We start from the raw sequence: 20,797 nt of genomic DNA on the forward strand, positions 1-20,797 counted from the left end.
ACAAAATTTAATGTGCCTCAAGCCAATTTTTACCTTCTCCGATTTCAACGACCAATGGAACGGTTGTTGAAATCGCGTTTGTCATTTTGTCCAGAATAATGGTTTTGAATGCTTCAACCTCTTGTCTCGGAACATCAAATACCAGCTCATCATGCACCTGCATAATCATTTTACCTATGAGTCCCTGCTGTTCGATTTCTTTTTGTATCGCAATCATAGCAATCTTGATTAAATCTGCTGCTGAGCCCTGAATCGGTGCATTGATCGCATTTCGTTCAGCAAATCCGCGAACGGTCATATTTGCGGAATTAATATCTCTCAAATAACGTCTGCGCTTTAAAATTGTTTCAACGTACCCTTTCTCTTTGGCAAATTCAACAGCATCACTCATATACTTCTTGATACCCGTATATTGATTGAAATATTCATTAATGATGTCCGCTGCTTCTTTACGTGAAATACCTAGATTTTGGGATAGACCAAAGGCGGATTGACCATAAATAATGCCGAAGTTGACTGCTTTCGCATTGCGTCGTTGTTCGGACGTTACTTCGTCGAAAGCCATGTTATAAACTTTCGCTGCCGTAGCGCGATGGATATCGTGACCTTGACTAAAAGCTTCCATCATATTCTGATCTTTACTCAATTCCGCAATCAGGCGCAATTCGATCTGTGAATAATCGGCGGATAAGATCACATTGTCCACTGAGCGGGGAATAAATGCTTTTCTCACTTCCCGTCCTCTTTCCGTCCGGATTGGGATATTCTGCAGATTTGGGTTGGTGGAGCTCAAACGGCCTGTTGCGGCAACAGCCTGATTGTAGGACGTATGGATGAGGCCAGTTTCTGGATTGATCAATTCGGGTAATGAATCTACGTAAGTGGATTTTAATTTCTGTAATTGCCTAAAATTTAAAATGTCCTGAACGATATCCGATTTATGTGCCAACGCCAATAAAACATCTTCACCAGTTTTATATTGTCCCGTTTTTGTTTTTTTTGCCTTCGGATCCAATTGGAGCTTGTCGAATAATACTTCACCTAACTGTTTTGGCGAGGCGATATTGAAGTTAACTCCCGCTTTTTCAAATATAGAGTTTTCGAGATTCCGAATATCCTGTTCTAAGGTTTTAGAAAATTCTCCTAAAGCAGGGACATCAATCTTTACGCCATTCCGTTCTATTTCTGCTAGTACATAGACAAGTGGAAATTCAACCTCCTGGGCTAATTGTAACGTGTCTGTTTCCACTAAAAGAGGTTGAAATATGTTTCTAAGCTGCAGTGTAATATCCGCATCTTCGGCCGCATATTCTTTGATCTGCTCGAATTCGACATCACGCATATTACCTTGCTTTTTCCCTTTTTCGCCAATGAGCTCGGTAATTGAAACAGGGCTGTAATTTAAATAGTTTTCAGCGAGCACATCCATTCCGTGTCTTGTATCGGGATCAATGAGGTAATGCGCTAACATGGTGTCAAATAGAGTTCCCTGAACTTTAATGCCATATCGGGCCAATAATAAAATATCGTATTTGATATTTTGACCGATCTTCTCAATTGCTGGATTTTCCAATACAGGTTTAAAAATGTTGAGGATGCGCTGTGCTTCTTCCCGATTTGCTGGCGTGGGAATATAGTATGCTTTTCCCGTTTCAAATGAAAAAGAGAGTCCAACAACATCAGCAAGGTTTGCGTCTAATCCTGTTGTTTCAGTATCAAAACAAAAGCTCTCCTTTGCCGCAAGCTCTTTGGCAAGCTTTTCTTGTTCTTCGGTCGTATCAATTAAAGTGTATTCGTGCGCAGTATTATGAATGTTTTTTAAGACGATATTTTCATTCGAAACTTCTATTGCGATAGCTGTAGTCGTTGTTACCGTTGTCGTTTGTACAGCGAATAAATCCATTTGTCCGTTCAAAGGGCTATTCTTTTCAAGTATGGAGAAATCTTCTCCAAAAACTCTTTTTCCAAGCGTTCTAAATTCCAGCTCAGCAAAGAGGGGCTCGAGAATATCTTTATTTGGGTCCTCAAGTTCCAATGCTTTTTCGTCAAGCTCAACGGGGACGTCCAATAGAATTGTCGCCAATTTTTTTGAGATCAATCCCTGTTCTGCAAAATTTTCGACATTTTCACGCATTTTGCCTTTAAGCTGATCGGCCTTGGCTATTATTCCTTCAACTGAACCAAATTCTTGCACTAATTTCTTTGCGGTCTTCTCTCCAATGCCAGGAATTCCTGGAATATTATCTACTGCATCACCCCATAGACCCAAAATGTCAATGACCTGGCAGACATCAGTGACTTCCCATTTTTCTCGGATTTCTTTCACTCCCTGTACTTCGGCTCCATTACCCATACGGGCGGGCTTGTAAATAAAAATATTGTCCGAGACAAGTTGACCAAAATCTTTATCAGGTGTCATACAGTAGACTTGAAAGTTTTCTTGCTCCGCTTTTTTTGCCAATGTTCCGATGATATCATCGGCTTCATAACCGTCCATGGTAATTATCGGGATATTGAATCCTTCAATCAGTCGGTAGATGTATGGGATAGAAGCCGAAAGATCTTCGGGCATTTTTTCGCGGTGTGCTTTATAGGCTTCAAATTCAATATGGCGTGCTGTAGGTGCAGCCGTGTCGAACACTACCGCTATATGAGAAGGTTGCTGATTTTTCAATACCTCCAATAGTGTATTGGTAAATCCCATGATTGCCCCGGTATTCAACCCTGTAGAGGTGATACGTGGGGTCTTGCTCAATGCAAAATATGCCCTATATATAAGAGCCATTCCATCTAAAAGAAATAGTTTTTTCACAAAATTGAATTTTAGTCTCCTTACAAAGGTAAGAAATTCATCAAACCGTAAGTTTAATAAATTTTTCCGATTTTTGTGCTATGACACATTTAATGCAAGAGGTTCTATGAGAGGATTGGTAACAAAGTCCACGGGTAGCTGGTATCAGGTTTTGGGCGAAGACGGCAAGCGATATGATTGCCGGATCAAAGGAAAGTTTCGTACCAAAGGAATTAAAACAACCAACCCTGTGGCTGTGGGAGATTGGGTACATTTCGATGTGGAACCGGATCTTGAAAGTGCTGTCATTCGTGAATTGGAACCCCGTCGCAATTATATTATTCGAAAGTCGGTCAATTTATCCAAACAAACGCAGATTATCGGTGCTAACTTAGATCAGGCTTTTCTAGTGGTTACTTTAGCTTCTCCACCAACATCGCTGGGCTTTATCGATCGTTTTTTGGTGACCACTGAAGCTTATAGCATACCGGCAGTGCTTATTTTTAATAAACTCGATCTTTTTAGTGATGAGGGCCTAGAAATATTGGCCGAGTATAAAGCCATTTATGAACGGATAGGTTATCCATGCTATGAGGTATCGGCGTTGACAGGAAAAAATATCGATCTTGTTAAGGAATTGCTTCAGGATAAGATTACATTGGTGTCGGGGCATTCCGGTGTAGGCAAATCTACGTTGATTAATGCTATTGTACCAGAATATGGTTTGAAAACCGGTGAAATTTCGGATTGGTCAGATAAAGGGAAGCATACGACTACATTTGCGGAAATGTTTGATTTACCGTTTGGGGGAAAACTGATTGATACACCCGGCATTCGCGAATTGGGAATTGTGGATATCGAAAAACAAGAACTGTCTCACTTTTTCCCTGAGATGCGTGCGTTGATGAACCAATGTCGGTTCAATAACTGTCGACATATCAACGAACCGGGATGTGTCATTATGGAAGCTGTCGAGGAAGGCGAGATTGAATCATCCCGTTACGATAGTTATCTCAGTATGTATCATAATGAAGATAGTAGAGCATAATAAAGAAAGGCTTCCAAATGTGTGGAAGCCTTTCTTTATTTAAAGGAAAGAGCGTCTTTATTTTAAGGCTTGTGTAAGATTTATATAGTCTCTTAGATAAGTACATTCCCTTGAAGCGGTATTGAAAAATGGAGTGTCCTTATACTGTGTGTTAAGTTCCCTAAAATACTTATTCTGCAGCGAAAAGCGATAGAACGGATTTTTCAATGGAGAATCATAATATTTCCAGCGTGTGTCTTCTGTATAAACAAAATCTTTCTGTTCGCATTTTGCAAGCATAAATGTACATTTGGCCTTAAATTCTTTATCTGAGCTTAGTGAACGTGCTTTGCCATACCATTCTTTTGCTGATTTTGCCTGTAAATAATTCCGCTGCCAGTGTATTGTTGAGGCGGCATGACTATCCGTGGATGACCAATCGTAGGAAACTAATGACCAGGCATTTCCGTAGGTGCTGGTCTGGTAAATTCCCGTAGCCATCTGAAAGTAATAATCGGCTTTTTTCTGATTGTTTTTTTCGCTTTTTATTGCATTTTCCAATCGCGCCATGCGCTCCGCATATTTTAGTTTCGTTGTGTTCTCTTTTCCGTATTTCTTGGGATAGTCATTGACGGTAACGATAAACGGATTGGGTATAACATCTGTTTCATCTTCATTATACCAATTCTTTATTTCCCTTATTTTGTGGTTCGTAGGAAGCGCCTGTAGCGTCGTTGCTGCTTTCTGGAAATCCAGTTCCCGTAAATATGCGGTACCTAAAAGCTCTGTCAGATAATCCCTATTAAAATGCTTGATATCTTCAAGTAAAAACCGGGATAGTGTATTTTGTTGTGTATTGTCAGACAATAAAGCTCTTATTTTTAACAATGTTTTAGGTGTGAGACTATTTTCCCAAAAATGCATGGTAGACCATTGCATGTTGTCTTCAAGAGAATCCTTAGCGACGCCGTAATTGTAGAAGATATCGGCTTTCACAGCTGCTAAACTCGCCATAGCCGTATCTTGTGTGCTGAGATAATGTTTGACGACGAGATTTTGAAGGATGTTTCTGGCGATTAAACTATAATTGCTGTATTCGAAAGCACTATAGCTCCATTCCTTTCTGTTGCTTGAGTTTTTTCCATCCTGCTTGGCTTTCTCCTCTAACCATGTTAATGTTTTGACCAGCTTTGGTTGATCAATCTGTTTGCTGGTTTGCCAGTCGGCTAACTGGGTAAGCAACACAGTAATCTGATATTGATCGCCCAACCTAGGATTCAATTCATTTTCTTTTACTTGGACAAGATATTTTTTTGCCTGTTCATTTTCTCTATTCATCCAGCTTAGATAAGCGGCAGTAATTAGGCCGAGTTGTGGCTGAATGTATTTTTTGTCCTGATAGAGGTTTAAAGCAAAATTGCGAAGGGAATCCAAGTGCTGTTTAACAGTGTTTTTATTCTCGTTTCGGGAATAATAGCTGTAATTTTCTCCATAGCCGATATAAAAAGACTCATTCATGTCTCCTTCTATTTTGTTGACTTCTCTTCCTAGCAAAACGGCATTAATGGTGTTAGCGGGGTCAAGCCTGTAACAGGCGTCTAGATATTTCATGGTGCGATCACCTGTGCCGAAACCTATAATGGCGTTTAGGTTAAAATTGTCCGCATCATTGGCTGCATATTGAAAAATTTCAGTGTCAGAAGCTGTGATATAATGAAAGTTTGAGTAGGCCAAAACACGTCTTTCCGGACTGGCTGTGAATAGCTTAGCGAATAGATAGGCGGCTTTCGCACCATCCCCATTTTTACGGACAGCTCCAGCATAGTTGGAAAGCGCCCAATTTAAGATCGCCTCGTTTCCTTTGATCGGCTGTAAATATTTTTCATAGACAGCGATGCTTTTAGCATATTCCTGTCCGAATAAATATAAGCGAGCAGCTTGATAGGCATAACGCACAAAAAGGAAACTGTTTTTTTTATGCTTGTTGATCTGCTCTTCAGCCAGTTGAGCGTATTGGACGATCTCCTTAAAATTCCGTGTATCGGGATCCCAGTAATTTTGCTCAACATTTGTTATGGGTTCTTGTTTTTTTGTAAAAACAAAGTAGGCGCGTTCAGGCTCATGTTTACCATCAATTAAGGTTTGTAAAAATGTGTTTCCCTTGATGGAGTCAGGAAGAGTGCCCCAGGATGATTTTTGTTGATTACTGACCAGATTGGATGTTGCGGAATCGCTTTGGTACATCAATTGTTCGATATCTTTTGTATTTACACCTGATCCTAAGTGCTTTGCCCAAGCTTCGCTATTGACGCGACTTTCTTTGATCGGAGTTTCTTCAGTATATAAAAATTGATAAGGAATGTATTGAAATGCAGAAAACCCATTGTCCTCAAGATGCGGAAGATAGTAAGTCGTCTGGTTGTCATAAGGGTCAACTTCAGGACCACATGCGATATTGACTGCAATTTCTCCAAAGAAGAATGCAAGTGTAGTGCTAGAAAGCACGAATAATTTCCTGTAACTCGGCATTGCCATGATTTGCTAATGTAGCTTGGTCTAAATGATAAAAAATAAGCTGATGTTTTTTCCCTTTCAATTCTCCCCTCAAAAATTTTGCCGTTTGTAGAAGATCGTTTTGTGTTACTTTCTCAAAGCGTACGACATCTCCTTTTTTGAGGTTTGCTTTGGGGAGATCGACAGTTAAAATATATAAATTACTGTTGGGATTATGGGTGAATAGGGTTGTATTATTGATATCCTGTTCACTGATATGCTTTGAAATACCGATGTAATTATTGTTTCTAAAAACTACAAACCATTGAAATAGGGGAAGTGCGATATCCATTTCCAAAGGATAATTGCGAAGTGTACCACCCAAATAAGTCTTTAGGTCCTGTTGATTCAGAATGGAGTTCTGATTTCCAAACTGACGTAGGTTGCCCATGTTGTAGCACATTAAAATCGCTTTCTTGACTGGCGGGATACCGCTTGTAACGGTGTTTTTTACTTGATGCAACCTTAACGTTGAACTTACTACAATCCCTTTTAAGGCTGGTAGTTCCTGTATATATTTGAGCAAATAAAAGAATTTGTCACGCGAGGATTGCGTCCAATCGCAATCCAATTGTAATTCATTAAATTCTTCTTTGCCAGCTTGTTTAATTTTTGCAGAGACAAATGGAACAATTTTATGGGCTAGGGCTCTTATCTCTAAGCTGTCCATTTCAGAAAAAATGCGTTGATTGATAAATACAACTGGTATTAACACTTGTTCTTTAGGGACTGGCTGGGAGAAGGTAATGGGGCTAACGGGCACAGCCTGAACACCAGAAGGGTCAAAATCTATATCCATAATTCGTGTATATATGGATTTAGCAGCCACCTCTTTTAGTGCACGATGTTCTACGGTGTCAAGCTGAAATACTGTTTTCCAAAAGTAGAAGCCTGTTTCGGGTTTTGAATTTGAACAAGAACTGAGTACAAATAGCCAAAAAGGTGCGAGAAAGAAAAAAAGTCGTATTCGGAGCTGCATATTTGCATTATTTAATAGTATTTGAAACAAAACGGGGTTAATATGGTTTGTTATTCCATAAAATAAAGACTAAATTACAAAGAGATTGTGACTTTATGAAGCCTATTTTTAAGTGGATCATCGGTATTGTTGTGTTTATTCTTCTGGCTTTGACTGGAAGTATCTGGTATTTTAGTAATAAGTGGAAACCTTTGTTGGATACCAAAATTAAGCAGCTGGTTTTGCAGGCGACGGACAGTTTATACACTGTTCATTATGAGGATATCCACGTTAATTTGGCTCTTGGCAATCTAACGATTGAAAATCTTCATTTAGTTCCAGACAGCTTAGTGTATAAGAAATTGGAACGGATGGAAAAGGCTCCTGACAATCGTTTCGAAATTACTATTAACAAGCTTAAGATCAAAAGCTTTGGTATTCGTAAGGTGTTGATGGACAAAGAGCTTTTCTTGCACGATATTACTGTAGATACACCGACAATTCATGTAATCAATGAAGTACACCGTTATAACGATACAGTGAGTCGCGGCCCTAAAAAGCCTTTATATGAGAAAATAAAGGAAAATCTAAAAAAGATCCATGTTGAAGCGGTCAACTTGAATGATATTGATTTTAAATATACGCAGGTACAAAAGGGCGTACAGCAAGACTTTGAAATAAAAAAAGTAAAAGTGCGAATTGATGATGTTCTTATTGATTCAACTTCTGAACAAGACAAACAACGTTTTTATCACACGAAGATGATTGATATAGAAGTCCCTGGGTTTACCTATAAAACTCCGGATGGCTTTTATAAAATTGATTTTGATAAACTTAAGATCAATAGTAAGGACCGAAACGTCCTTTTGACTAAAGTTGCTTACCAACCGACGCTAAACAAGGCTGCTTATTATAGAAAGAAGGGAGAAGGGGGAAGTTATATTGTTTTTAGAATGGACACCCTGCAATTAGCGGAATTTAATTTTGGGCAGCTTTCCCGAGATAAAAAGGTCTATGCACAGAAAGCATTCTTAAAAAATGGACAGCTTTCGATTTATAGTGATAAACATTACAAGGGTGCTGCTACGCGTCAGATCGGAAATGCTCCCCATATGAAATTGATGCAAATGTCGACCCGGTTAGGAATTGATTCGCTTTTTTTGGATGATATTGGTGTTTCTTATTCCGAGATGAGCGACAAATATAGTCATATTGGAACCATTACTTTTGATCACACTTATGGCACAATTCTGAATGTAACGAATGATTCAACAAAATTGCTCAAACAAAAGCTTATGCGTGCTAACCTGAGCACCAACTTTATGAACTCGGGCAAGTTACTGACTAATTTTGTTTTTGATATGACTTCTAAAGTGGGAGCCTATACGTATAAAGGCAGTCTTGGCCAGATGGATTTAACGGTTGTCAACAAAATGATTCGACCACTGTTGAACGTTGAAGTTAAATCTGGTAATCTGAAACGGATCGTATTTGATGTTTGGGCGAATGATTACCGGAGCAAGGGTACATTTAATATGGATTACAACGATCTGAAAGTCAATATTCTTTCCGAAACAGGGGACGATGGGCGCAGGGAAAAGAAGGGATTTCTCTCATTTATGGTTAATCAGGTGTTGTTTAATCCTGGCAATCCGGATCTGTATGGTAAATACACTGTTGGTCATATCAATAAGCATCGGGATCCTTATCATCCTTTTTTCAAGGCGATGTGGCAAAGTTTGCTCATGGGAATTAAACAATGTGTTGGTTTGGGGCCTGAACGGGAGGCAAAATTGATTAATACAGCTGATCGGGTTGAAAAGGTGGTAAGTGGTGTCGAAAAAGCGAAGAAATTATTCTCAGGGATATTTAAGAAGCATAAAACTGCTGAGGAATTGTTAAAAGAAGAAAAAGAAGAAGAAGAAAAAGCGGCCGCCAAAATAGAAGAAAAGCGAAAACGGGATCGGGAAAAAGCTGAAAAGGAATTAGAGAAAGAAAATCCCGGAAGCTAGAAGATTGTCTGGAATGAAGTGGAGAAAAGTGGTAGCGACTTCCGTTTCACGTGAAATTATCGCACCTACATGAAGAAGAAATAGATAGATTTTTGAATAAAGGCAAATTTATCTTAGTTTGCGGTTTATAATGATAGATTCGATATTAAGTTTCGTTCGATTTGTTTTCAAATATAAAAACGGTCTTGTAGATAAGATCATGTTTTATGCCAGCATGATTTGTGCTGTGATTGTTATTTTCAATGTAGGGTATGTAACAGACCCCGTATTAGGTATACTACTAGGGAAAACGATTCATTACCTATTTTTTGTCCTTTTCTTTATGATTGCATTGCGGGAATCATCATCCATCTATGCACTAAAAAAAATTGCTGTTGAACATTACTCAGGGCTCCTCATCCTGATTTACTTTATTTTTATTCTGGTTGCCCGTTTTGCGGGTATCGATGCCCTTTCTGTTTTTGGGCGCGAACAATGGATTTACTTGGGTATCTATATTATTTTTATTGCTGAACTTTCTAAAAGTACCCTCTTTTTTGATAATTTTTATTTTAATCCTACCATACTGTTTGTTATTAGCTTTCTTATGCTTATCCTGATAGGGACAGTTCTGCTGATGCTGCCACGCACGACGATAGAAGCGCCATTGAGTTTTGTAGATGCACTGTTCATGGCCACGAGTGCTGTTTGCATAACCGGGTTGTCGGTGGCCGATATCTCGACCAACTTCAGCATGTTCGGTCAGACGATTATTATAGTATTGATACAGGTCGGTGGATTGGGAATTATGACATTTACGGGTTTCTTTGGTTATTTTTTCTCCGGTGGATTTTCATTCAAAAACCAATTGATGTTTGGTGAGATTTTGGGAGAAAATAAGGTAGCTTCAGTCATAAAAACCTTATTGACCATAATATTTATTACACTTTTATTTGAATTTCTTGGTGCGGTATTAATCTTTACGACCTTGGAAAGTACTAATTTCCCCAATATGGGGAGTATGATTTTCTTTTCGATCTTCCATTCCATTTCTTCATTCTGTAATGCTGGGTTCTCTATTTTGTCAGGAGGAATCACCAATGAAGCCTATAAGTTCAACTATCCATTCCAACTGGCGCTGTCCACTTTGTTTATTCTCGGAGGATTAGGCTTTGGAATTGTGCTGAACTTCTATACCTATATAAAGGAGTTCTTGTTGCTCTGGTATCACCGTTTGGTCACCAAGAAAAATTACAAACATAAAGCTTGGAGCTTTAGTTTCAATTCCAAATTGGTCTTGCTGTGTAATGGGATTATTATTGTTGCAGCTACGCTTTTCTTTTATTTTTTGGAAAGAAAGAACACCCTTTCTTTGGAAAAAGGCTGGGATGGCGAATGGGCGACGTCTTTTTTTATGGCAAATGCTGCACGTTCGGCGGGTTATAATAGCATTGATTTGAGCTTTGTCGGAGCGCCAACTATTTTTTTGATCATGGTATTGATGTGGGTGGGTGCTTCTCCGGGATCTACCGGCGGTGGCGTAAAAGTGACAACTGTGGCGCTGTCTTTTATGAATATCATATCCTTGGCAAAGGGAAAGGAATATATCGAGATTTTTAAACGAAGAATAGCGAGCGAATCCGTTAATAAAGCTTTTGCGATTATTTTATTGTCATTCCTTGTCGTTGGACTGAGTTTTTTTGTCCTTATTTTTACCGATCCGGACAAAAGCATGAAAGATTTACTTTTTGAATCATTATCTGCTTATACGACCTGCGGATTGAGCTTAGGTGTTACACCTTCCCTAAGCATGGGTGGTAAACTGATCATTGTCGTGACGATGTTGGTCGGCCGTGTGGGTATGTTGACGTTATTGGTTGCCTTTATCAAAAATACGACTCGCAGAAATATTATATTTCCTGAGGAGAAGATCCTATTTTAAATGTTTGTTCCTTTGGATGTTTAAGGATTAAGCGAATTAAAACGAGCTGTTTTTGTCGGACGATCAATTAAACTTGTAAATAAAATAAATTTATCTTAGTTTGAGTTATGAAGTATATTGTTTTAGGATTAGGGCACTTCGGCCGCTCTTTGGGCGTTCATCTGACCGAACTCGGTCATGAAGTGATCGGAGCAGATCGAAATCTAAGTATCGTAGAGCAACTCAAAGATAAGATCACGCACACCGTATGTTTGGATACTACAGACCGAGAAGCTGTATCTTCATTGCCTTTGAAAGATGCCCACGCAGTAATTGTCGCCATCGGAGAAGATGAAGGAGCCTCTCTCATGACGGTAGCGCTCCTGAAGCAACTAAAAGTAAAACGTATCATTGGCCGTATCGTATCTGATCTGCAGAAGACGGTTTTAGAAGCCATGGAGATCAATGAGTATATTATGCCCGAAGAGGAAGCTGCCGAGCGATTGGCGATGCGGTTGGACAATATTGATATCGTTGATTCGTTTAAGGTTTCAGATCGATACTCTATCGTTGAAACGAAGGTTCCTTTGCGTTATGTGGGTATGACCCTACAGGAGGCAAATCTGACCAACCTTTATAAAATTATCGTGCTGACAACCGTAAAAATTACAGAGACAAAAAACGACGGAATCACCAAAGAGCAAAAGGAAGCATCAGGTATCGCTACCTCTGAAACCGTGATGGCAGAAGGAGATATTTTAGTGGTTTTTGGGGAATTGTCCAATATCAATAAGTTAATTCAAAAAGGAGAATAAAAATTATGTTATTAACAACAACAAGTGTTATTGAGGGACACCAGATCGATCGGTATCTGGGGATAGTTTCTTCGGAGGTTGTCCTGGGAGCGAATGCCATTAAAGATATGATGGCTGGTTTTAGGGATTTTTTTGGTGGAAGATCCAATTCTTATGAGCGTGCCTTTCAGGAAACCCGTGAGGCTGCATTGCGTGAATTAGAAGATCGCGCAAGGGCATTGGGTGCTGATGCTGTCGTCGGTGTGCGATTGGATTTCCAAACAGTTGGAACGGGCGGGATGATGATGGTTGGCGCAACAGGCACCGCTGTTAAGATGAAATAGACCTAAGGTGGAGATTGCATCAAATGTCAGTATGGCGTTTGATGCCAACTAAAATTTTGACACAACATTCGATTTAACAAAAAAGGACCAAAACGTATTAAGATTTTGGTCCACTTTTATACTATTGATAATATTAAACATATGTCAAATTTAATTCTGATTGTATAATCATGAATTTCAATGATGATACAGCCTCTTTTTGGTAAAATTGGACCTGAACGCATCGTTAAGAGCTGAGCATATTGAAGATGGGGGGAAATCGTGTTGCGAAATACAGGGCTTGGGGGCGCTTCCCCGATCTAGGGGACGTGTATTTAGCTGATTGCGTATAATTATAATTGTATATAAAAACAAATTTATCTAAGTTTGGCTTTTAAGACTTTTAAACAACCTAAGAGGATAAATGAAAAATTGGTTTAAGGTAAATTCGGCACATTTGATTGTTATTGCGATCTTTATTGTGCTAGTATTTTTTTATTTCACGCCCGTTTGGCAGGGAAAGACTCTTGCTCAATCTGATGTGGTACAGGCGCAAGCTGGACAAAAGGAATTGTTTGATTATAAAGCCAAAGACGGGAAGACTCCTTTATGGACGAATTCCATGTTTGGCGGGATGCCTACCTATCAAATCTGGCAGGGAAATGAAAATAACATTGGTACCTATGTGCTGAAAGCTGTCAAATTTGTTTTTCCAAGTCCGATGGATACGGTGTTGTTTTATCTATTGGGGGCCTATTTTCTTTTTAGCGTACTACGTATCAAACCCTGGCTCGCTGCGGTGGGCGCAGTGGCTATAGCCTTTACTTCCTACAATTTTATTTATATAGAAGCAGGCCATATTACCAGGGCCAATGCCATCGCCTTTATACCTCCTGTAATTGCTGCGGTGATCATGTGTTACCGTGGGAGCAAGTTATGGGGGCCGGTGCTGCTTGCGTTGTTTCTTTCCTTGGAAATTCGTGTCAATCACCTACAGACGACTTATTACTTGTTAATGGCCTTGATGGTATACGTCATTTTTACATTAGCCGATGCGATCAAGCAAAAACAACTAAAGGAATTCTTTATTGCCTCAGGCAGACAGGTAATTGCGGTTATTATTGCTTTAATGGTAAATGCTTCCATTTTATTGCCTACCTGGGAGTACAGTAAACTGAGTACGCGTGGTCATGCGAATATCACGAAGGTGGACAATAATAATACAAAGGAGAAAGGGCTTGACAAGGAATATGCTTATGAATGGAGCCAAGGTGTTGGCGAGACCATGACCTTCATGATTCCCAATGCCTATGGTGGCGCTAGTGGTGGCCAATTGGACGAAAAGTCGCATGTGGCCAAATTCTTCATGGAAAAAGGCGGAATGTCGGCTGTTCAAGCAGGTCAAATTGCCCAAGGAATGCCTACCTATTGGGGAGATAAGCGTTTTACATCTGGACCTTGGTATTTTGGAGCTGGTGTTTTCTTCTTATTCATCTTGGGACTTGTCATTGTTAAAAACCGCTTCAAATGGTGGATATTAACGACTACAGTTTTAGCATTGCTTTTGTCGTTTGGTAAGAATTTTACACTGGTGTCGGATTTATTCTTTGACTATTTCCCAATGTATAATAAATTTAGAGCCGTTGAATCCATCTTGGTACTCGTTTCAATCACAGTACCGTTGATGGCTATTATGACAGTAAATGAACTGTTGACGCGGGCCAAAGAAATTACGAATTTGAACAAAAAAGTGCTGTATACTTTTGCTGGTGTTGGCGGAGTTTGTCTGCTGATCGGTTTGCTACCCGATCTGTTCTTAAATTTCAGAAATGCCGAACATAATAATTTAATCGAAACCTTCACTCAGCAAATCGGTGATAAGTCTGCAGCTACAGAGTTGGTGAATCAGCTGGTCCTAGATCGGAAGGATATCGCGAGCAAGGATGCTTACCGTTCCTTTGTCATTGTATTGCTTACATTTGGACTTGTTTGGTTTTATCTAAAGAATAAACTTAATGAGGGCGTGTTATTGGGTACATTGCTTGTCTTGTTCCTGTTCGATCTGTGGAGTGTGGATAAACGCTTTTTAAACGATAAGTCGTTTATGGAAAAAGGAGCGACTACACAACAGGTATTCCAGCAACGTGAGGTCGATCAATTAATTTTATTGGATAAAGATCTAAGTTATCGCGTATTGGATCTAACGACCGATCCATTCGCTGATGCCCGTCCATCCTATTTCCATAAATCGTTAGGAGGTTACCATGCGGCGAAATTGATGCGTTTCCAAGAGATTTTAGAAAATCAGTTCAATGGAGCGCTTAACGAAGACGTGCTTGATATGTTTAATGTGCGTTACCTGATTACGACAGATCCTCAAAATCAATCGCAGCGTATTGTCAGACGGAGCACAGCGGCCGGTAATGCCTGGTTTGTGGACAAAGTGACGTTTGTAAAAGGAAACGCCGAGGAAATGCAAGCAATAAGCTCTTTTGATCCGCGTAAAGAAGCTTTCGTGAACCAACAATATCAAAATGAAATCAAGGCAAAAACTTCAAGTACGGCGACAGCAGGCGAAATTAAACTGACATCCTATCATCCCGATAAAATGCAGTATGAATATACTGCTGCTAATGATGCTTTTGCGGTATTTTCCGAGGTTTTTTATGATAAGGGCTGGAAAGCTTATGTAGATGGAAAGGAAACACCAATAATACGTGCCGATTATTTGTTAAGAGCCTTACAGTTGCCTGCGGGAACGCATAAAGTCGAATTTATCTTTGATCCAGAGTCACACAAAATGGGGAATTTATTGACTTTAATATCGTCGATTATCCTCGGGTTAGGGATAGTCGCAGCAGCATATTTCTCTTTACGGAATACAAAAAAAGAAACAGCTGTATAATTGGCTGTTTCTTTTAAAAAGTTTGAAGCTTTAGAATAATTTGAGCTGTGGATCAGTTATTCTAAAGCTTTTTCTATGATGTGGTGTTGACCCGTATTCAAGCACTGCAGTCCGGTGCTTTACAGTCGGATAGCCTTTATTATTGAGCCAGTCATAAGCAGGATAGTCCGAAGCAATCGTATCCATGTATTCGTCGCGGTAAGTTTTTGCTAGGATGGAAGCCGCTGCAATAGAAAGATATTTTCCATCTCCCTTGATAATGCAGGAATGAGGGACTGTCTGATAGGGAATAAACCTATTGCCATCCACAATAATATATTCAGCTTTTATCTTTAACATATCCAAAGCTTTATGCATGGCAAGATAACTGGCATTGTGAATATTGATGCGGTCTATTTCTTCGGCAGAAACACTCGCCACAGCATAGGCAAGTGCTTCCCGTTCGATAATGGGACGCATTTCCATCCGTTTTTTCTCGCTTAACTGTTTCGAATCGTTGAGCAATGCATGATGATAGCCAGTTGGGAAAATTACTGCCGCGGCAAAAACTGGACCCGCCAAACAACCTCTACCCGCTTCGTCACATCCAGCTTCAATTTGTTGATCTTGATAATATGATAATAGCATCTTTCTTATTCTGTAAATGAACGAAATTACAAATAAAATTAGAGTTATGCATTGTAACTTCTGTGTGAATAACGCCCTTTTACATTAATTAACACTAATAATATCTTCTTTTGTAAAGATTTAGAATGCGCTGTTGCAAATAGGAAAGAGATGGGTTGGTTAAACTTAGACTGGGGCATTCGGTCAAAGATTGTCAATTATAGAAATATAAAAATAAGTATTATGAGAGGCTTCTTGCTTTTTTTGTTGAGTATGTTAACAGGATGGACCGTATACGGCCAGACCAAAGGCGTACAGGGAATGTTGAAAGATGACAAGAACCGCGTCATTGCGGGAGCGACAGTTAAGTTGACGTCAAAATTGGATTCCATGACTGCTGGGTCAAACATGGCGGGGATTTTTACCTTCGATAAAATCAAAGCCGATACGTTTAAGATTACGGTCTCCAACTTGGGTTTTGAGCGCTTCGAAAAAGAGTTCGTATTTCCTAAAGGTGAGGCAAAATATATTATCCCTAGTCTGACCCTGCAGCAGAATTCTCAGATGCTTGAGGAAGTTGTTGTGGACGGTGTACCGACGGTGGTTGTGAAAAGCGATACCTTGGAGTATACCATGAAGGATCTGAAATTACGTGATGGGGCAGTTGCAGAGGATGCGCTGAAAAAATTACAAGGTGTTGAAGTCGATAAAGATGGCAATGTCACTGCACAGGGCGAGTCTGTCAAAAGGGTCAGAATCAATGGGAAAGATTTCTTTGGAGGCGATGTTAAGACCGCCACTCAGAATCTTCCGGCCAATATTGTGCAAAAGATGCAAATTATTGACGATTATGGCGATATGGCCAACATTACCGGAAATAAAAATGGCGAATCTGAGAAAGTCCTGAATATTCAGATTGATTCGAAATATAACCAAGGCCATATGACGACACTTCGTGCGGGCTATGGGACAGAAGATCGTTACCAGGCGACAGGAATGTGGATGGGGATGCGCGAAGGGGAGCAGCTTTCCATTCTCGGAAATTTAAACAATACCAATGCACCCCTGTTTGATTTCAATACCACGGGAGGTGGGGCCCGTCGCGGCCAAGGTGGCGGTGGACGTCGTGGAGGCGGTATGTTTGGCGGCTCAGATGGCCTGACCAAGATAGGCTCCATTGGACTTAATTTTCGTAAAGATTTTTCGGATAAGCTGACAGCTTACGGCAGCTATAGTTATAGCCATAACAATAATACAACACTCTCACAAAGGTATATTGTGAATGCAACGCCTGGCCGGTCGCAGGCGGATAGTGTAGATGCGAATTCAAATACCATTGGCGGAAATCATCGTTTTGAGGCAAACGTAGAGTGGAAGCCCACCGCGAAGGATTATATTAAGATTGTGCCACAGTTTGGCTATGACGAGGGGAATAATAATTCGATAACCAATTCCATTACTTATTTAAGTAATGTTTTGGATAATAAGCAGGAACTAACAACTGGAACAAACTCCACAGCGCCAAGGTTTGGGATCAGTGGTTTATATAACCGCAAACTGAATGACAATGGACGTAACTTGTTTTTTAATTTCAATTACAATAATGCCAAAACAGATAAAGATGTAAATCAGATACTCGACAGGTATATTTCCGATCCATCCAATATCAATCAGCCCATGAGTAACATTTATCAGCGCACGGTTCAGGATGCGATAAATAAGAGCTGGAATGCAGGAGCTTCTGTAAATTATACCGAACCTTTATCAAAAAATGGCAAATTGGAGGTGACCTATGATTTCAACAAGAATAAATATGACAATAATATCAGTCAAAAAGGTTACGATAAAGATAGCAGTAGTATTGAAAACGCATTCGAAAATGCGAAGTTAAACCTTGATTATAATTATGACTATGCGTTTATAACCCATAAAATCGGAGCGAACTATTTATTTAGCAATGACAAGGTTACTTACTCGGTGGGGCTCGCTGGGCAACCATCCCAATTGAGGGGATCAGCAATCAACTCGGGCGAGATCATTCCGATTTCCCGCAACAACATGAACTGGATGCCAATTGCTCGTTTTGAATATAAATTTTCTCGTCAATCCAATTTAAGCGTAAACTATTCCGGATCGCCAACCGAACCAAGTGTATCGCAAATATTGCCGTATAATCTGAGCACAAGTTCAACAAATATCGTGTATGGTAATGCGAACCTGAATCCAGAATTTAATCATCAGTTGAATTTGAGATTTCGTAAAAATGACTTTCAAAAAGGTAATAATTTCTTTGTATTCCTCAATGGTTCCCTAACTGACAATAAGATCGTTAGTTTAAACAAATCGTATTACGGTCCTATCCAGAAGGATCCTACAACAGGAAAAATTGATTCAGCATTGATCTCAGAGACACGTTATCTGAATGAGACCGGGGATCGCCCGTATGCGATCAATTCGTTTTACCACTACGGTAAATCTTGGAAAGAAAAAACCTTCAATGTGATGTTGATGGGGGGTATTTCGGTGAATAAAACTATTGGTTATTCTTCGATCGATGAAAATGATAATATCGGACAGAAAAATGTTGCCCGTAATTTTGTGCTGACTCAGGGATTAATGTTTCGTTACAATCCATCCGAGAATCTGGAAATAAATCCGGGTGTTCGTTACCAATTTACACATACAGAAAATAGCTTACTACAGCGAAATAGCGATATTCAGACCTGGACACCAACATTAATTGGTTCATATAATATTTTGAAGAATACAATCTTTGGCGCTGATCTTTCGAAATCTTTCAATCAGGGCTATGGTCAAGGTTTGTCTTCCAATCCGTTCATTATCAATACCTATGTGGAACAGAGATTCTTAAAAGATCAACGTGGGACTTTACGTCTGCAGGCATTTGATTTGTTAAATCAGCAAACAAATCTTTCTCGTACGGTAGATGGCTTCTTAACGACAGATAGTCGTACCAATCGTCTAGGCCGTTATTTTATGTTGTTATTCACTTACAAATTTCAAAAATTTGCCATGGGTAATCCACAAGGAGAAAACAGATTCCCCGGAGGGATGAGACCTCCTCGTATGTAACCATATAGCTGTATTACAAAAAAATAAAGGCGGTCATAGTGATTTAACTATGACCCTTTTGCATTTAAAAATCCCTAGCTTTGCAAAAAAGTGCGTGAAATGATAAGATTTGATAAGTTAACGGTAGGAGATATTCCGTCCATTGTAGCAATGATGGAAACATTTTATGCCATCGATGGGTATGCTATGGATTGCGATATAACAATTGATAATTTTGATCTTTTTATCAACAATCCTCAATTCGGGCAAGCTTGGTTGATTCGCAATGGAGAAGATGTTTTAGGCTATATGGTCGTTACTTATTTCTTTAGCTTTGAATTCAAAGGCTTGGTAGGTCTTCTCGATGAACTTTTTGTAGGCGAGAAAGCTAGAGGAATGGGACTTGGAAAACTAGCGGTCGAATTTGTAACGTCCTACTTGGAATCGAAAAACTGCAAAATGATCTTGCTCGAAGTCGAGGAACATAATGAGCGGGCCATTCATCTCTATAAGAAGAGTGGTTTTGTCTTTCACCCACGCAAATTTATGCGTAAACACATCAATTAGAGAAATTTCATAAACTGAATGGAGTACGAAATCATTAGACTTTCAAATGGAATCCGTGTGGTATTCCAGTATCAAAATTTGCCAGTAACCCATGTATGTATGGTCATCAATGCAGGCTCCCGGGACGAATCTGAGGGTAAGTATGGTGTTGCCCATTTTATTGAACATCTTATATTTAAAAGGACCGAGAAGCGCTCTACACAGCAGATTATCAATTACCTAGAGTCCGTTGGGGGGGACCTGAATGCCTATACGACAAAAGAATACACTTGTGTTCATGCCTCTATATTGCAACCATATCTCAACCGGGCGCTGGATTTATTTGAGGATATTTTCTTTCATTCTACTTTTCCTGAGGTGGAAATTGATAAAGAAAAATCGGTTATCGTTGATGAAATGGCCTCTTATCTGGATAGCCCTGAAGAATCGATTGTCGATGATTTCGAAGATCTTGTATTCAGAGGATCAGGTTTAGGACACAATATACTGGGCGTTGAAGATCAACTTTTAGCATTGCAAAAGAACGATATCACAGACTTTATGCAAGCTAACTACGATACCCATGAAATGGTCATCGGCATTACAGGTAACTACAGTCTAAAAGAGGTAGAAAAGTTGTTACATAAGGCTTTTGGAGCTATAGGAAAACATACTATTTCGCGTTCCAGAAATGATGTGCAACCAATTACGGTACAACACCTTGAAGTTCCCAAGCCTATTAATCAGGTACATTATATGCTCGGGTCATTGGCCTATGACTATCGTGATGAACGTAAAACAGGGCTGTTGCTTTTGAATAATATGCTAGGGGGAATGGGAATGGGCTCAATCCTCAATCTTTCCATCCGCGAAAAATATGGCATTGCCTATACGATCGAATCTAATTACACGATCTTCTCGGATACAGGATTATTTAGCATTTATCTCGGGACTGACGAAGAAAAGGTGGAAAAGGCAAAAAAACTCGTATTTAGAGAGCTATATAAAATGTGTGAGCAACCCCTGTCAGCTATTAAGTTGAAGAAGGCAAAACAAAAGTTTATTGGTCAAATTGCTTTGACAGAAGAAAATAGGATGAGCATGATTATTTCGGCCGCCAAGAATGTGATGGATTATGACCGTGTTATTTTATTGGATGAGGTGATTGAAAAGATACAGCATTTAGATAGCGCTGATCTCTTAAATATTGCGCAGGATGTATTTGACCCTCGGAAGATGCTGTCGTTGAGTTTTGTCCCAGAGGACTAATATTTGATAGAATTCTATATATTTGCGGTTACAGTAATTCT

13 protein-coding genes are annotated in these 20,797 nt (G+C 39.6%); 9 read left to right on the top strand and 4 right to left on the bottom strand.

All coding sequences use genetic code 11. The annotated features are described in order from the left end of the window. Window positions 1-7: 7 nt before the first annotated feature. On the bottom strand, window positions 8-2,812 hold the full coding sequence (polA, locus tag HPC41_RS20210; protein WP_172395915.1) for a DNA polymerase I: 2,805 nt from the start codon (window positions 2,810-2,812) through the stop codon (window positions 8-10). A 106-nt stretch (window positions 2,813-2,918) separates the two neighbouring features. Between polA and rsgA the strand changes: the two genes are divergently transcribed. Further along, on the top strand, window positions 2,919-3,839 hold the full coding sequence (gene rsgA, locus HPC41_RS20215; protein WP_172395916.1) for a ribosome small subunit-dependent GTPase A: 921 nt from the start codon (window positions 2,919-2,921) through the stop codon (window positions 3,837-3,839). Between the two features lie 57 nt (window positions 3,840-3,896). Here rsgA and HPC41_RS20220 read toward each other — a convergent pair whose 3' ends face one another. Further along, window positions 3,897-6,353, bottom strand: a complete 2,457-nt coding sequence (locus HPC41_RS20220; RefSeq protein ID WP_172395917.1) for a hypothetical protein — start codon at window positions 6,351-6,353, stop codon at window positions 3,897-3,899. Beyond that, window positions 6,313-7,350, bottom strand: coding sequence for a hypothetical protein (locus tag HPC41_RS20225; protein ID WP_172395918.1), 1,038 nt, complete (start codon window positions 7,348-7,350; stop codon window positions 6,313-6,315). The genes HPC41_RS20220 and HPC41_RS20225 overlap by 41 nt, the downstream gene beginning before the upstream one ends. Window positions 7,351-7,445: 95 nt before the next feature. On the opposite strand from HPC41_RS20225, the gene HPC41_RS20230 reads away from it, so the two are divergent. From HPC41_RS20230 to HPC41_RS20250, 5 genes are all read left to right on the top strand, one after another. After that, on the top strand, window positions 7,446-9,341 hold the full coding sequence (locus HPC41_RS20230; RefSeq protein ID WP_172395919.1) for a hypothetical protein: 1,896 nt from the start codon (window positions 7,446-7,448) through the stop codon (window positions 9,339-9,341). 130 nt (window positions 9,342-9,471) lie between these two features. Further along, window positions 9,472-11,262 carry a TrkH family potassium uptake protein gene (locus HPC41_RS20235; protein ID WP_216660839.1) on the top strand — a complete coding sequence of 597 codons (1,791 nt, stop codon included), beginning with the start codon at window positions 9,472-9,474 and terminating at the stop codon, window positions 11,260-11,262. 107 nt (window positions 11,263-11,369) lie between these two features. After that, complete coding sequence (locus HPC41_RS20240; RefSeq protein WP_172395920.1) at window positions 11,370-12,056, top strand: potassium channel family protein; 687 nt, start codon at window positions 11,370-11,372, stop codon at window positions 12,054-12,056. Between the two features lie 5 nt (window positions 12,057-12,061). After that, on the top strand, window positions 12,062-12,379 hold the full coding sequence (locus HPC41_RS20245) for a YbjQ family protein (RefSeq protein ID WP_172395921.1): 318 nt from the start codon (window positions 12,062-12,064) through the stop codon (window positions 12,377-12,379). Window positions 12,380-12,782: 403 nt separating this feature from the next. Beyond that, window positions 12,783-15,263: a YfhO family protein gene (locus HPC41_RS20250; RefSeq protein WP_172395922.1), complete on the top strand. Its 2,481-nt coding sequence runs from the start codon at window positions 12,783-12,785 to the stop codon at window positions 15,261-15,263. Between the two features lie 30 nt (window positions 15,264-15,293). On the opposite strand, the gene HPC41_RS20255 is transcribed toward HPC41_RS20250, so the two are convergent. Beyond that, window positions 15,294-15,890 carry a ribonuclease HII gene (locus tag HPC41_RS20255; RefSeq protein WP_172395923.1) on the bottom strand — a complete coding sequence of 199 codons (597 nt, stop codon included), beginning with the start codon at window positions 15,888-15,890 and terminating at the stop codon, window positions 15,294-15,296. A 222-nt stretch (window positions 15,891-16,112) separates the two neighbouring features. Between HPC41_RS20255 and HPC41_RS20260 the strand changes: the two genes are divergently transcribed. The 3 genes from HPC41_RS20260 (at window position 16,113) to HPC41_RS20270 (ending at window position 20,756) form a co-directional block, all read left to right on the top strand. Further along, entirely contained in the window at window positions 16,113-18,962 is a 2,850-nt protein-coding gene (locus HPC41_RS20260; protein WP_172395924.1) for a TonB-dependent receptor, read from the top strand. A gap of 99 nt (window positions 18,963-19,061) precedes the next feature. Then, window positions 19,062-19,508, top strand: coding sequence for a GNAT family N-acetyltransferase (locus HPC41_RS20265; protein WP_216660840.1), 447 nt, complete (start codon window positions 19,062-19,064; stop codon window positions 19,506-19,508). Window positions 19,509-19,526: 18 nt separating this feature from the next. Next, window positions 19,527-20,756, top strand: coding sequence for a M16 family metallopeptidase (locus HPC41_RS20270; protein WP_172395925.1), 1,230 nt, complete (start codon window positions 19,527-19,529; stop codon window positions 20,754-20,756). Window positions 20,757-20,797 lie beyond the last annotated feature (41 nt).

It is taken from the genome of Sphingobacterium prati (assembly GCF_013167215.1).
Lineage (GTDB): Bacteria > Bacteroidota > Bacteroidia > Sphingobacteriales > Sphingobacteriaceae > Sphingobacterium > Sphingobacterium prati.

What these genes read in the sequence shown, in the direction of transcription:
- rsgA (WP_172395916.1), top strand. Translation starts at nt 2,919, where the DNA reads ATGAGAGGATTGGTAACAAAGTCCACGGGTAGCTGGTATCAGGTTTTG.
- HPC41_RS20220 (WP_172395917.1), bottom strand. Translation starts at nt 6,353, where the DNA reads ATGGCAATGCCGAGTTACAGGAAATTATTCGTGCTTTCTAGCACTACA.
- HPC41_RS20225 (WP_172395918.1), bottom strand. Translation starts at nt 7,350, where the DNA reads ATGCAGCTCCGAATACGACTTTTTTTCTTTCTCGCACCTTTTTGGCTA.
- HPC41_RS20230 (WP_172395919.1), top strand. Translation starts at nt 7,446, where the DNA reads ATGAAGCCTATTTTTAAGTGGATCATCGGTATTGTTGTGTTTATTCTT.
- HPC41_RS20235 (WP_216660839.1), top strand. Translation starts at nt 9,472, where the DNA reads ATGATAGATTCGATATTAAGTTTCGTTCGATTTGTTTTCAAATATAAA.
- HPC41_RS20240 (WP_172395920.1), top strand. Translation starts at nt 11,370, where the DNA reads ATGAAGTATATTGTTTTAGGATTAGGGCACTTCGGCCGCTCTTTGGGC.
- HPC41_RS20245 (WP_172395921.1), top strand. Translation starts at nt 12,062, where the DNA reads ATGTTATTAACAACAACAAGTGTTATTGAGGGACACCAGATCGATCGG.
- HPC41_RS20250 (WP_172395922.1), top strand. Translation starts at nt 12,783, where the DNA reads ATGAAAAATTGGTTTAAGGTAAATTCGGCACATTTGATTGTTATTGCG.
- HPC41_RS20255 (WP_172395923.1), bottom strand. Translation starts at nt 15,890, where the DNA reads ATGCTATTATCATATTATCAAGATCAACAAATTGAAGCTGGATGTGAC.
- HPC41_RS20260 (WP_172395924.1), top strand. Translation starts at nt 16,113, where the DNA reads ATGAGAGGCTTCTTGCTTTTTTTGTTGAGTATGTTAACAGGATGGACC.
- HPC41_RS20265 (WP_216660840.1), top strand. Translation starts at nt 19,062, where the DNA reads ATGATAAGATTTGATAAGTTAACGGTAGGAGATATTCCGTCCATTGTA.
- HPC41_RS20270 (WP_172395925.1), top strand. Translation starts at nt 19,527, where the DNA reads ATGGAGTACGAAATCATTAGACTTTCAAATGGAATCCGTGTGGTATTC.